13 protein-coding genes are annotated in these 13,365 nt (G+C 68.6%); 9 read left to right on the forward strand and 4 right to left on the reverse strand.

Going from position 1 to position 13,365, the window contains the following annotated elements; translation table 11 throughout:
- Positions 1-218: 218 nt before the first annotated feature.
- The gene (locus tag ACK4TH_RS09405; protein WP_409625548.1) at positions 219-1,130 is read left to right on the forward strand and encodes a dienelactone hydrolase family protein; all 912 of its coding nucleotides are present in this window, start codon (positions 219-221) and stop codon (positions 1,128-1,130) included.
- Between the two features lie 28 nt (positions 1,131-1,158).
- Complete coding sequence (locus ACK4TH_RS09410; RefSeq protein ID WP_409625551.1) at positions 1,159-1,959, forward strand: EAL domain-containing protein; 801 nt, start codon at positions 1,159-1,161, stop codon at positions 1,957-1,959.
- Between the two features lie 34 nt (positions 1,960-1,993).
- Here the strand turns inward: ACK4TH_RS09410 and ACK4TH_RS09415 are convergent, their stop codons facing one another.
- The 3 genes from ACK4TH_RS09415 to ACK4TH_RS09425 all read right to left on the reverse strand — a co-directional run bounded on the left by ACK4TH_RS09415 (position 1,994) and on the right by ACK4TH_RS09425 (position 5,020).
- Complete coding sequence (locus tag ACK4TH_RS09415) at positions 1,994-2,872, reverse strand: sulfurtransferase (protein ID WP_409625554.1); 879 nt, start codon at positions 2,870-2,872, stop codon at positions 1,994-1,996.
- The gene (locus ACK4TH_RS09420; RefSeq protein WP_409625557.1) at positions 2,869-3,747 is read right to left on the reverse strand and encodes a DMT family transporter; all 879 of its coding nucleotides are present in this window, start codon (positions 3,745-3,747) and stop codon (positions 2,869-2,871) included. The genes ACK4TH_RS09415 and ACK4TH_RS09420 overlap by 4 nt, the downstream gene beginning before the upstream one ends.
- Positions 3,748-3,856: 109 nt before the next feature.
- Entirely contained in the window at positions 3,857-5,020 is a 1,164-nt protein-coding gene (locus ACK4TH_RS09425; protein WP_409625560.1) for an SRPBCC family protein, read from the reverse strand.
- 274 nt (positions 5,021-5,294) lie between these two features.
- Between ACK4TH_RS09425 and xseB the strand changes: the two genes are divergently transcribed.
- The 7 genes from xseB to dut all read left to right on the forward strand — a co-directional run bounded on the left by xseB (position 5,295) and on the right by dut (position 12,795).
- On the forward strand, positions 5,295-5,561 hold the full coding sequence (gene xseB / locus ACK4TH_RS09430) for an exodeoxyribonuclease VII small subunit (protein WP_409625563.1): 267 nt from the start codon (positions 5,295-5,297) through the stop codon (positions 5,559-5,561).
- A complete protein-coding gene (locus ACK4TH_RS09435; RefSeq protein WP_409625623.1) occupies positions 5,558-6,490 on the forward strand; it encodes a polyprenyl synthetase family protein in 933 nt (310 codons plus the stop codon). Before xseB ends, ACK4TH_RS09435 begins: the two co-directional genes overlap by 4 nt.
- Before the next feature lie 22 nt (positions 6,491-6,512).
- Positions 6,513-8,417: a 1-deoxy-D-xylulose-5-phosphate synthase gene (gene dxs, locus ACK4TH_RS09440; protein ID WP_409625566.1), complete on the forward strand. Its 1,905-nt coding sequence runs from the start codon at positions 6,513-6,515 to the stop codon at positions 8,415-8,417.
- Positions 8,418-8,620: 203 nt separating this feature from the next.
- Positions 8,621-9,700 carry a TRAP transporter substrate-binding protein gene (locus ACK4TH_RS09445; protein WP_409625569.1) on the forward strand — a complete coding sequence of 360 codons (1,080 nt, stop codon included), beginning with the start codon at positions 8,621-8,623 and terminating at the stop codon, positions 9,698-9,700.
- Between the two features lie 155 nt (positions 9,701-9,855).
- Positions 9,856-10,467, forward strand: coding sequence for a TRAP transporter small permease subunit (locus ACK4TH_RS09450; protein ID WP_409625572.1), 612 nt, complete (start codon positions 9,856-9,858; stop codon positions 10,465-10,467).
- 24 nt (positions 10,468-10,491) lie between these two features.
- Complete coding sequence (locus ACK4TH_RS09455; RefSeq protein ID WP_409625575.1) at positions 10,492-12,327, forward strand: TRAP transporter large permease subunit; 1,836 nt, start codon at positions 10,492-10,494, stop codon at positions 12,325-12,327.
- Positions 12,328-12,345: 18 nt separating this feature from the next.
- Entirely contained in the window at positions 12,346-12,795 is a 450-nt protein-coding gene (dut, locus tag ACK4TH_RS09460) for a dUTP diphosphatase (RefSeq protein WP_409625578.1), read from the forward strand.
- Between the two features lie 60 nt (positions 12,796-12,855).
- On the opposite strand, the gene ACK4TH_RS09465 is transcribed toward dut, so the two are convergent.
- Positions 12,856-13,353 (reverse strand): peptidylprolyl isomerase, encoded by a 498-nt coding sequence (locus ACK4TH_RS09465; protein WP_409625581.1) that lies wholly within the window; start codon positions 13,351-13,353, stop codon positions 12,856-12,858.
- Between the last annotated feature and the right edge of the window lie 12 nt (positions 13,354-13,365).

Raw genomic sequence — 13,365 nt, forward strand, 5'->3', positions numbered from 1 at the left:
GACCGGCTCAACAACCGCCCGCGCGCCATCCACGGCTTCTACCCTCCGATCGCCGTCTACCAGGCCATGCTGGAGAACGTCACCCAAGCCAGCCACTCCCTTCAGTGATTCCACTGTTGCACTTGGTGCTTGACACCGCCTAGCCCACGCGCGTGACCTTCCCGCTGCGGAGTGTCCCGTACGATGGCGCCCACTCGCAACGTTCCCAGGAGACCGTCATGACGCCGACCCCCGATGCCCGCACCGATGCCTTGGCCCTGCTGGATGTCCCCGCGGACGGGGCGCCTGCGGCCGTGCCGCGCCGCGCGCTGCTGCGCGGCGCGCTGGGCGCGGGCTACGCGCTGGCAGCGCTGCCGGCGGTGGCCCAGACGGCGATCCGCACCCCGGCCGATGGCCTGACGGTCGGCGAGGTGATGGTGCCGGCCGAAGGCGGCTCGATTCCGGTCTACCGCGCCGCGCCGGCCGGACGCACCGGGCTGCCGGTGGTGCTGGTGATCTCCGAGATCTTCGGCGTGCACGACTACATCGCCGACACGGCGCGGCGCTTCGCCCGCGCGGGCTACTTGGCGCTGGCGCCGGACCTGTTCGTGCGCCAGGGCGATCCGCAAAGTTACGGCGAGCTGGCGCGCCTGATGAGCGAGCTGGTGGCCAAGGTGCCCGATGCGCAGGTGATGGCCGATCTCGACGCCTGTGTCGCGTGGGCCGCCGGACACGGCGGCGACGCGGCGCGCGTGGCGGTGACCGGCTTTTGCTGGGGCGGGCGGCACACCTGGCTGTACGCCGCGCACGGCCCGCGCGTCAAGGCCGCGGTGGCCTGGTACGGGCGGCTGGAGGGCCAGCGCACCGCGCTGCAGCCGCGCCATCCGCTCGACGTCGTCGGCGAGCTCAAGGTGCCGGTGCTCGGGCTCTACGGCGGGGCCGACACCGGCATCCCGCTGGAGTCGGTCGAGCGCATGAAGGCGGCGCTGGCGCAGGGCAGCCCGGCGGCGCGCGCCAGCGAATTCGTCGTTTATCCGGACGCCCCGCACGCCTTCCACGCCGACTATCGCCCCAGCTACCGCGAAGGCCCCGCGCGCGACGGCTGGCAGCGCTGCCTGGCCTGGTTCCAGCGCCACGGCGTCGGCGCCTGACGCCGGCGTGCGAGCCAGGATGGCCGGCATGAGCGAGGTACGCCCGTATCTGGAGCGTTTTTTCGAGGGCGAGCTGGCCGAGATCGGCGGCTGCATCCGCTGCCGCGGCGCGCGCGCCTGGAACGGCGGCGAGCTGCGCATGGCCTTCCAGCCGATCGTCGACGTGGCGCGACGCGAGGTCTTCGCCTACGAGGCGCTGGTGCGTGGCCCCGGCGGCGAGCCCGCCGGGGCGGTGCTGGCCACCGTCACCGAAGAGCAGCTCTACGGCTTTGACCAGACCTGCCGCGTGCTGGCCATCGACACTGCGCAGCGCCTCGGGATGCGGGCGCGGCTGTCGATCAACTTTCTGCCCAACGCGGTCTACGAGCCGGCCACCTGCATCCGGCTCACGTTGGCGGCGGCGCACAAGGTCGGCTTCGACCCGCAGCGCCTCATCTTCGAGATGACCGAGGCGGAGAAGATCCGCGATCCGCAGCATGCGCTCTCGATCGTGCGCGACTACCAGGACCGCGGCTTTCTCACGGCCATCGACGACTTCGGTGCCGGCTACTCAGGGCTGAATCTGCTGGCGGAGTACCAGCCGCAGCTGGTCAAGCTGGACATGGCGCTGGTGCGCGACATCGACCGCCACCGCGCACGCCAGGCCATCGTCGGCGGCGTGCTCGGCACCTGTGCGGCCCTTGGGGTGCAAGTGATCGCCGAGGGGGTGGAAACCCGCGCGGAGTACGACCAGCTGCGCGCCATGGGCGTGGCGCTGTTCCAGGGCTATCTGATTGCACGGCCCCAGGTCGAAGCGCTGCCCGAACCGGACTGGGCAGCGCTGGGTTGACGGCCGAGGGGCCCTGTCCGGGACGCCGCGTCGCTCAGCACGACCGGGCGCAGGGCAGGCCGGGCGTGTTGCACCACTCGCTCCAACTGCCGGCAAACAGGGGCGGCGCGCCCAGTCCCGCGATCGTCATGGCCAGCACATTCGGGATCGCGCTGACCCCGCTGCCGCAGTGGTGCACCACCGTGGCCGGGTCGCGCCCCGCCAGCAAGGCGTCGAATTCCGCCCGCAGACGATCGGGGGACTTGTAGCGGCCATCCGCGTCGAAATTTTCGGTGAACGGCCGGTTTAGCGCCCCTGGGATGTGACCCGCCACAGGGTCCAGCGGCTCGACCTCCCCGCGATGGCGCGGCACGGCGCGGGCATCGATCAGCGTCTGCCCGGGCGTGCCGAGCGCGGCTGCCACCTCGGCGGCGCTGCGCAAGCACACCCGCGCCGGGCCGAGGGCAAAGTCCCCCGCCGTCGCGGGGGCGGCGTCGCCGGTTTCGATGGCCCCGCCCGCCGCCACCCAGGCCGCCCAGCCCCCGTCCAGCACCGCAACCGGCGCATGACCACACCAGTGCAACATCCACCACAAACGTCCGCAGACCATGCCGCCCTGGCGGTCGTAGACCACCACGGCCTCGCCCTGGTTTAGGCCCCAGGCGCGCAGACGCCGAGCGAACACCTCGCGCGCAGGCAGGGGATGGCGCCCGCCGCTGGCGGCCGGTGCCTCGTCGTCGGCTCCGGCGCTCAGGTCGTCGTCCAGATGCACATACCGCGCTGCGGGGATGTGCCCGGCACGGTACTGGGCTCGCCCCGCCGCCGGGTCGGCCAGATCGAAGCTGCAATCGAATATCCGCATCGCGGGGCCGTGCGCCAGCCGCTCGCGCAGGGTGGCGGCGTCGATGAGGGGGCAGGGCAGATCGGTGGTCATGCGTGTTCCTCGGCGGGCAGCTTGGGGACGGCGCGTTCGCGCAAAAAGGTCGCCGCGATGCCGCTCGCGACGATCAGCGCCATGCCCAGCCACCCCGTCAGCGGCAGGTGGTCGCCAAAGACCGCCAAGCCGTACAGCGCGGCAAAGGCAATGCCAAAGTATTGCAGGTTGGCCACGACCAGCGTCGCCCCGCTGGCGTAGGCGCGGGTCATGCACAACTGCCCCAGTACCGCCAGCAGCCCAATGGGAATCAGCCACAGGGCCTGGGGTGTGGTCAGCGGGCTGGGCCCGATGACGGCCGTGCCCGCAAAGCCAACCAGCGTTGCCCCGACCGAGAAATAGAACACCGTCCGGCTTTCCGGCTCACCGGCGCGGGACAGGGCGGCGACCTGCAGATAGGCCAGTGCCGATGTCAGGCCGGACAGCAAGCCGGACAGGCCCCCGAGTGCCGCCGTCCCATCGAACGTGGGGCGCAGCACCAGGGCCACCCCGCCAAAGCCCACCAGCACCGTCAGGAACAGCGGCGTCTGGTCCCGCAGCGGCTGGCTGCCGCGCTGCAGCAGCAACGCGCCGCCGAGCAGGAAGGCCGCCACCCACACGCTGCTCATGTAGTTGAGCGTCATCGCGGTGGCCAGCGGCAATTGTGCGATGGCATAGAACCACGCCAGCAGCGAGGCGGTGCCGACGATCGTGCGCCACAGGTGCATCATCGGGACGCGCGTGGCCAGCGACACCCCGCGCGAGCGGGTCAGCACCAGCAAAAAGAGCATGCCGATCAGACCGCGGTAGCCGACGACCTCGAAGCTGTGGAAGTGGCTGGACGCGAACTTGATGCACACCCCCATGGAGGCGAACAAAAACGCGCCCACGACCATCCACAGGGCCTGGGCGGGGCGCTCCCGGCGCGGGGGCGCGGCCGCACGGGAGCCACCGGTGGCGGCCCCGGCATCCTCGGCAGCCCTGGTGGGATCGTGACGCAGGGGGTCAACCTCCGACGTCGCCGACCGGCAGCCCCATGCGGGCGCGGTACCACTCGTGGAAGTGCTGCATGCCGTCTTCCATGGGGCTCTGGTAGGGGCCGACCTCGCTGGTGCCGCGCTGCAGCAGCGCTTTGCGGCCGGCGTCCATGCGCTCGGCGATCTCGTCGTCCTCGATGGCCGTCTCCATGTAGGCGGCGCGCTGCGCTTCCATGAACTCGGGCTCGAAGGCAGCGATCTCCTCCGGGTAGTAGAACTCCACCAGATTGAGCGTCTTGTCCACGGCGATCGGGTGCAGGGTGGAGACCGTCAGCACATGCGGATACCACTCGACCATGATGTGCGGGTAGTAGGTCAGCCACACGGCACCGTGCTCGGGCAAGCGGCCCTCGCGGTGGCGCATCAGCACCTCGTGCCAGCGTTCGTACACCGGGCTGCCGGCATTGGCGGCCAGGTTTTGCACGCCCACGGTTTGCACCGAAAACTCCGGCGCAAACTGCCAGCGCAGATCGTCGCAGGTGACGAAATTGCCCAGCCCCGGGTGGAAGGGCACGACGTGGTAGTCCTCCAGATAGACCTCGATGAAGGTCTTCCAGTTGTAGTTGCATTCGTGCAGCTCGACGTGGCCGAGCACCATGCCGTCGAAGTTGAACACATCGGCCACCTGCATCGCGCGCAGATCGGCGGCGATGTCGCGGCCGTTGTCCTCGAACAGCAGGCCGTTCCATTCGCGCAGCTTCCAGCGCTGCAGGTTCAGGCACGGATCCTGCGCGAAGTGGGGCGCCCCGATCAGCGTCCCCGTGGGCAGGTTGTGGCCCAGTCCGCCACTGTAGGTCCAGCGGTGCAGCGGGCAGACGATGTGCCCGCCGGCGTGCGCCTGCCCCTCGTGGTTGAGGTTGCCGCGGCCCTTGAGCATCACGGCCTGCCGGTGACGGCAGACGTTGCTGACGAGCTCCACGCCGCGCTCGGTGCGCACCAATGCGCGGCCCTCGCCCTCCTGCGGCAGCGCGAAATAATCCCCAACATTCGGAACCGCATTGGCGTGCCCCACGTAGCGGGGCCCGGACTGAAAGATCGTCTCCAGCTCGCGCCGGAACAGCGCCTCGTCAAAATACACGGACACCGGCAGTTGGCTTTTCGCCTGCTGCAATGGAAGACTCAAATCGGACATGATGATCCTGACCTCAGACTCCCCCCGATGACGGGGTGTACAAGCGCTTCAGAAACGTGAGGACGGTTCGGCGCGGGGTTGGGGAAACACACCTCCTTGTGGGGTGAAAGCACTGTCCCCCGCCAGCCTGGACGAACCCGGGCCGCGGGGGACGGCGAATTCTACCCCCACCCCCGTCGGCGGGGCAACCCACTACAATGAAAAGCTTTTTGAGCCGGATCAAAAATACGGCGTCTCATTCGTCATGACGCGCTCCGACGCAACGGATCCCGATATGCCACGCGCCCAGTCCTCCCCCGCCGTTGCCGACAGCGCCGCGGCAGTCGAGCCGCTGCCCAGCACCTACGAGGCAGCGGTGCAGGAGCTCGAGGCCCTGCTGGCGCGGTTGGAGTCGGGGCAAATGCCGCTGGACGATTTGCTCGGGGCCTACCAGCGCGCCTCGGCTTTGCTGGCGTATTGCCGCTCGCGTCTGGAGGCGGTCGAGCAGCAGATCCGCGTGGTGGACGGTCAGCAGACCCGACCATGGGAGCCTGGGGCATGATGGGCGCTGCGCTGCCGGCCGCGCCCGTGGCTGGGCTGGGGGAGTGGATGGCGCGGCGCCTCGAGCAGATGGAGGCGTTTTTGGATGCGCACCTGCCCGCCGATGCGCCGGCCGGCCTCGGCGAGGCCATGCGGTATGCCGTGCTCGACGGGGGCAAGCGGCTGCGCCCCCTGCTGGCTCTGGCGGCGTGGGAGGCGGTGTCCGCCCATGGCGATCCGGCGGCGGACGCCCCCGTGTGGTCGGTGGCGGGTGCGGTCGAACTCATTCATGCGTATTCGCTGGTGCACGACGACCTGCCCTGCATGGACGATGACGTCCTGCGGCGCGGCAAGCCGACCGTCCATGTGCGCTATGGCGAGGCGCAGGCCCTGCTGGCGGGTGATGCGCTGCAGGCGCTGGCCTTCGAGTGGCTGGTCACGCCACCCTGGGCACAGGCGCGTCCCGCGCTGGCCGTCGCGCTGACGCGGGAACTGGCCGTGGCGTCGGGCGCGGCGGGCATGGCGGGCGGGCAGGCCATCGACCTGGCCGGCGTCGGGCAGCGCCTGGACCAGTCGGCACTGGAAGACATGCACCGCCGCAAGACGGGCGCGCTGCTGCTGGCCAGCGTGCGCATGGGGGCATTGGCGGCCGGGGTGGATGGCGCCGCGCTGGCGGCGCTGGACCGCTATGGTCGTGCGCTCGGGCTGGCCTTTCAGGTGATCGACGATGTGCTCGATGCCACGGCCGATTCCGCCACGCTGGGCAAGACGGCGGGCAAGGACGCCGCCGCCGACAAACCCACGTTCGTCTCGCTGCTGGGTGTCGAGCCGGCGCGGGCCTATGCGCAGGCGCTGCTGGCGCAGGCTCTGCAGGCGTTGCACGACATGCCGGCGCAACCGACGCAACGCCTGGCGGCGCTGGCCCGATGGGTGGTACAGCGCCGGTATTGACGGCACCGAGTGGGGGATTGCCATGAACGGATTGCTCTCGTCCATCGACTCGCCGGCCGATCTGCGCCGGCTGGCGCGTCCTCAGTTGCGCCCGCTGGCCGATGAACTGCGCGAGTTTCTGGTGCAAAGCGTGGCGCGCACCGGCGGGCATTTCAGCTCCAACCTGGGCACGGTGGAGCTGACGGTCGCGCTGCACTATGTGTTCGATACGCCGAACGACCGGTTGGTGTGGGATGTCGGCCACCAGACCTATCCGCACAAGATTTTGACCGGCCGGCGCGAGCGCATGCATACCCTGCGTCAGCTCGGCGGCATCAGTGGGTTCCCGGTGCGCAGCGAAAGCGAGTACGACGCCTTCGGCACCGCGCACTCCTCCACCAGCATCTCCGCTGCGCTGGGTATGGCCCTGGCGGCCCAGGCCAAGGGGGAACGCCGGCGTGCGGTGGCGGTCATCGGCGACGGCGCCATGACGGCCGGCATGGCATTCGAGGCGCTCAACAATGCGGGCGTCACCAAGGCCCCGCTGCTGGTCGTGCTCAACGACAACGACATGTCGATCAGCCCGCCGGTCGGTGCGCTCAACCGTTACCTGGCACAGCTCATGAGCGGGCGGTTTTACGCGGCGGCACGCAGCGTCGGTCGGCAGGTGCTCAGTGTGGCGCCGCCGCTGCTGGAGTTTGCCCGCCGTTTCGAGGAGCACGCCAAGGGCATGGTCGTGCCCGCGACGCTGTTCGAAAAATTCGGCTTCAACTACATCGGCCCCATCGACGGACACGACCTCGAATCGCTGGTGCCCACGCTGGAGAACATCCGCCGCCTGCTCGACGATGGCGCGGGCCCGCAGTTCCTGCACGTGGTCACCAAGAAGGGGCAGGGCTACAAGCTGGCCGAGGCCGATCCGATCACCTACCACGGCCCGGGCAAGTTCGACCCACAAGTCGGCGTCGTGCCCCCGGCGCAGCCGCCCAAGCCGACCTTCAGCACCGTCTTCGGTCAGTGGCTGTGCGACATGGCCGAGCGTGACAAGCGGCTCATCGGCATCACGCCCGCGATGCGCGAGGGCTCGGGTATGGTGGAGTTCCACCGGCGCTTCCCGGATCGTTACTACGACGTCGGCATTGCCGAGCAGCATGCGGTGACCTTTGCTGCGGGGCTGGCGTGCGAGGGCCTCAAGCCGGTGGTGGCGATCTATTCCACCTTTTTGCAGCGCGCCTACGACCAGGCCATCCACGACGTGGCGCTGCAGAATCTGCCGGTCGTGTTTGCGCTGGATCGCGCGGGCATCGTCGGCGCTGACGGCCCCACGCACTGCGGGGCGTACGACATCCCCTTCCTGCGCTGCATCCCCAACATCGCTATCGCGTGCCCGTCGGACGAGGCCGAGTGTTACCAACTGTTGACCACGGCCTACGAGCAGTCGCATCCTGTAGCGGTGCGCTACCCGCGAGGCGCCGGCATCGGTACGACCCTGCCGCGCGAGCCGCAGGCGCTGCCCTACGGCCTTGGCGAGGTGCGCCGGCGGGGCCGGGGGGTGGCGATCCTCGCCTTCGGGACCCTGCTGCACCCGGCGTTGCAGGCGGCCGAGGCGCTGGGGGCGACGGTGGCCAACATGCGCTGGGCCAAGCCCCTGGACCGCGATCTGGTCCTGGAGTTGGCGCGCGACCACGACGCCTTGGTCACGGTGGAGGAGGGGGCCATTGCCGGGGGAGCCGGGGCTGCGGTGATGGAACTGCTCGCCGCCGAAGGCGTGGTGCGACCGGTGTTGCCGCTCGGCCTGCCCGATCGCTTCATCGAGCACGGCGACCCGGCGCTGTTGCTGGCGCGGCTGGGGCTGGATGCGGCCGGAATCGAGCGCAGCGTGCGCGACCGTTTGGGTGCGCATCTGGTGGCCCGGCCAGTGCTCGAAGTGGTGCATCCCGCCGCCTGAACAGCCGGTGTGCACAAGCGTGGGGCGTGAGACGGTTTCTTTGATGCTTGAAATAAATTCAAGATGTCCGGCAAAGCGCCCGCCCTCAGGGTAAACACCCCCGCTGCACCTGGCGGGCGTCCACTATAGTCGCCACCGCGGCGCCGACCAGTTCCCCGTGAGCTGCAGGCCACAGTTCAACCACTCATAAGGAGTTCTCCTATATGGATCGTCGTTCCGTCATCAAGCACGCCGGCGTGGCCGGCATTCTGGCGGCTGCGGCCGCGCCCGCGGTGCATGCCCAGGCCACGATCCGCTGGCGTCTGACCTCCAGCTTCCCCAAGTCGCTGGATACCATCCACGGCGCGGCCGAGGTGTTCGCCAAGACCATCAACGCGATGTCCGGCGGCAAGTTCCAGGTGACGGTGCACGCCCCGGGTGAGCTGGTGCCGGCCTTTGGCGTCGTCGATGCGGTGCAGCAGGGCACCGTCGAGGCCGGCCACACCGCGCCGTACTACTACTTCGGCAAGGACGACACCTTCGCCATCGGCACCGCCATTCCGTTCGGCATGAACAGCCGTCAGCTCACCGCCTGGTTCTACGACGGCAACGGCATGAAGCTGATGCGCGAGTTCTACGACCAGTACAACATCGTCAACTTCCCCGGCGGCAACACCGGGGCGCAGATGGGGGGCTGGTACCGCAAGGAGATCAAGAGCCCGGCCGACATCAAGGGCCTGAAGATGCGCATCGGCGGCTTCGCCGGCAAGGTGCTCAGCCGCATGGGGGGGGTGCCGCAGAACATCCCGGGCGGCGAGATCTACCAGGCGCTGGAAAAGGGCACGATCGACGCGACTGAATGGGTGGGCCCGTACGACGACGAGAAGCTCGGCTTCTACAAGGTCGCCAAGAACTACTACTACCCCGGTTGGTGGGAAGGTGGCGCGCAGCTCGACTTCTACATCAACAAGAAGGCCTACAACGACCTGCCGGCCGACTACAAGGCCATGGTGGAAGCTGCAGCCAGCCACGCCCATGTGACGATGCAGGCGATGTACGACGCGCGCAACCCGGCGGCGCTCAAGCGCCTGGTGGCCAACGGCGCCAAGGTGCTGGCCCTGCCCAAGAGCGTGATGGACGAGGCCTTCAATCAGGCGATGGGCTTGTACAGCGAGCTGAGCAACAACAACCCGAACTGGAAGAAGGTCTACGCGGACTATCGCAACTTCCAGCGCGACGCCAACCTGTGGTTCCGCTTTACCGAGGCGCGCTTCGACAGCTACATGCAAGGCGCGAAGCTCTGAGTCCTCGCGTACACCGGGCGGGGTGGCCAGCCTCGCCCAGATGTCATGCGCAACCCCGCGCAAGCGGGGTTTTCCGTTCTGTGGTGCGGGATATTTGTGTGGAATGATCGGCTAGACTGCGCGCGGCGCATCGATACCGCGCCGGAGAGTTCACCATGACGTTGTTGTTGCGATTGACCCGGGGCATCGATGCCCTGAACCGAGCCGTCGGCTGGCTGGCCATGTGGTTGATTTTGAGCGCCACCCTCATCAGCGCTGGCAACGCGATCGTGCGCCGCGCCTTCGGTACCAGTTCCAACGCCTGGCTGGAGGTGCAGTGGTACCTCTTCGCCGCCGTCTTCATGTTGGGCGGCGGCTACGCCTTCCTGCGCAACGCCCATGTGCGCATCGATTTCATCTCCAGCAAGCTCAGCGCCCGCACGCGCAACTGGATCGACGTGCTGGGCATCGTGATCTTCGTTTTGCCGCTGTGCGTGATGATGATCAAGCTCGGCTGGCCGTTGTTCGAGCGCGCCTGGCAAAGCGGCGAAGTCTCCTCCAACGCCGGCGGGCTGGTGCGCTGGCCGGTCTACCTGCTGATCCCGGCGGGCTTTGCGCTGCTGGCGCTGCAGAGCGCAAGCGAGCTCGTCAAGCGCATCGCATTCCTGACCGGCAAGGGGCCGGATCCGCTGGACCACACCGGGCCGAGCGAGACCGAGCTGCTGGCCAAGGAGATCGCCGCGGCCGAGGCCGAGCGCGCCGCCCAAAGTGGCCACCAAAAGTCCTGATACCCATCGGCGGAGTGCGACGCAATGACAGCTTTTTTGCATGACTACTTCGTGCCGGTGATGTTCTCCGGCCTGCTGGTCTTTCTGCTGACCGGCTTTCCGGTGGCATTCGCGCTGGCGGCCACCGGCCTGTTCTTCGGCTTCATCGGCATGGAGATCGGGCTGTTTCCCGACAACCTGTTCCAGGCCCTGCCGCTGCGCGTCTTCGGCATCATGCAGAACGACACGCTGCTGGCCATTCCGTTCTTCACGCTGATGGGCATCATCCTGGAGCGCAGCCGCATGGCCGAGGACCTGCTCGAGACGGTGGGGCAGGTGTTCGGCCCAGTGCGCGGGGGGCTGGCGGTGGCGGTGGTGCTGGTGGGCGCGCTGCTGGCGGCCACCACCGGCGTGGTGGCGGCGGCCGTCATCTCGATGGGCCTGATTTCGCTGCCCATCATGCTGCGCTACGGCTACAACCGCTCCATCGCCACCGGCGTCATCACCGCCTCGGGGACCCTGGCGCAGGCGATCCCACCGTCGCTGGTGCTGATCGTGCTGGCCGACCAGCTCGGCCGCTCGGTGGGCGATATGTACGCGGGCGCCATGGTGCCGGCGCTGATGCTGGTCGGGCTCTATTTGTTGTTCATCGTCGCGGTGGCGATCCTGCGGCCGTCGTGGGTGCCGGCGTTGCCGGCCGAGGCGCGCATCTACCGCGAGGACAACGGCGCCAGCGGCCATGTCTCGTTGATCGCGCTGCTGCTGCTGGTGTCGGCGGCCGGCTGGGGTTGGGCGCAGGTGCACGCCGCGGTGATGAACCCGCTGCTGGGCCGTGCAGCCGATGTGCCCGCCCCCACCGACGAAGTGGTGGTGCTGTCGACGACCATCGGTGCCTTGCTGGCGCTGGTGCTGGCGGCGCTCAACCGGCTGCTGCGGCTGGGGTTGCTGTCGCGCCTGGCGGAGCAGGTCACTTTCGTGCTGATCCCGCCGCTGGTGCTGATCTTCCTGGTGCTGGGCACCATCTTCCTTGGCGTGGCGACGCCGACCGAAGGTGGCGCGATGGGCGCGGTGGGCGCGCTGGTGATGGCGGCGATCAAGCGCCGGCTGTCGTGGCCCATCGTGCGTCAGGCAATGGAAAACAGCACCAAGCTGTCGATCTTCGTGCTGTTCATCCTGATCGGCTCCACCGTCTTCAGCTTCACGTTCAACGCCGCCGATGGCCACATCTGGGTCGAGCATCTGTTCGACAAACTGCCGGGTGGGGAGCTCGGCTTCCTGCTGGTGGTCAACCTGCTGGTGTTCGTGCTCGGCTTCTTCATCGACTTCTTCGAGATCGCCTTCATCGTCATCCCGCTGCTGGCGCCGGTGGCGGACAAGATGGGCATCGACCTGATCTGGTTCGGCGTGATCCTGGCGATGAACCTGCAGACGTCGTTCCTGACGCCGCCGTTCGGCTTTGCGCTGTTCTACCTGCGCAGCGTGGCGGCGCGCGAGGACTACACCGACGCCGTCACCGGCCGGCGCATCGGCGCGGTGACCACGCCGCAGATCTACAAGGGGGCGGTGGCCTTCATCGTCCTGCAACTGATCATGGTGGCGGTGCTGCTGGCACGGCCGGAGTTGGTCACTGGCAGCATCACCAAAGCCGTTCAGGGCGATACGGAGGCGGTTCGGCAGCAACTGATGGACATGCAAGTGGGTGACCCCGATGCGGACGATCCCTGGGCGCAGGACTCAGCGGATGGCGACGCGGACTCAGCGGAAACGGACGGCGACAAGCCCGCCGACGGCTTGCCGCAACCGGGCGCCGACGACAAGGCCGCCGAGGAGGATCCGATGGAGGCGCTCAAGCGGTCCATGCAGGGGGGCGGCAAGCCCTGAGCCGTGGAGGGGTTGTCCATGGAGGTCGACCTGAGGATTTTGGACGAGCGGCTCAAGGCGCAGCCGCCCGCCTACGCCACGCCGGGCAGTGCCGGTCTGGACCTGCGCGCTTGTCTGGATGCCCCGCTGACGCTGGCGCCCAACGCGTGGCAACTGGTGCCCACGGGGCTGGCCATCCATTTGGCCGACCCCGGCTATGCGGCGCTGATCCTGCCGCGCTCGGGTCTGGGCCACAAACACGGTCTGGTGCTGGGCAATCTGGTCGGGCTGATCGACAGCGACTACCAGGGGCAGCTCATGGTCAGTGCCTGGAACCGCAGCCCCGTGCCCTTCACCATCGAGCCGCTGGAGCGCATCGCGCAGCTCGTGATCGTGCCGGTGGTGCAGGCGCAGTTTCGTGTCGTCGAGGCGTTTGCCGAAGCGACGGCGCGCGGCGAGGGCGGATACGGCTCCACCGGCCGCGCGTGATGCGCCCGCATTCCGCACCCGGGGCGACCGGGACGGTCGATCGCGCAGTGGATTGCGCCGTCAGTCGCGCACCTGCACCTGGAAAAAGCCTGTGCCGGTGCTGCCGCGGCCGACCTCGTCCACCGTCGCTTCCCGCACATCGTGCACCCGCAGCGACAGCCGTAGGGCCATGCCGGCCAGCGGGTGGTTGGCGTCCAGCACCACGTGCTCGGGGTAGATTTCGCTGACGAAATAGAGCCGGTCGCGCGGCGCTTGCGGCGTGCAGCCCGGGGGCAGCCCCTCGAAGGCCATGCCCACCTCCAGCTCTGCCGGGAAGGCCGAGCGCGGCTCCAGATAGATCAGCTGGTCGTCGAAGTCGCCAAAGGCGTCCTTCGGCTCCAGGTGCAGCTCCACACGGTCGCCCGGACCGCGGCCGACCAGGGCCTGCTCGATGCTGGCCAGCAGGTCGCGGCCGCCGACCAAAAACTCCACCGGCTCGTCCGAGGCGTCGAGCACGTCGCCCAAGGTGTCCTTCAGGGTCCAGCTCAGGCTGGCCACGCAGGGGGGTGCGATTTTCATCGGACAATTGTC

Origin of the sequence: Tepidimonas sp. (assembly GCF_046292505.1) — a bacterium.
Taxonomy (GTDB): domain Bacteria; phylum Pseudomonadota; class Gammaproteobacteria; order Burkholderiales; family Burkholderiaceae_C; genus Tepidimonas.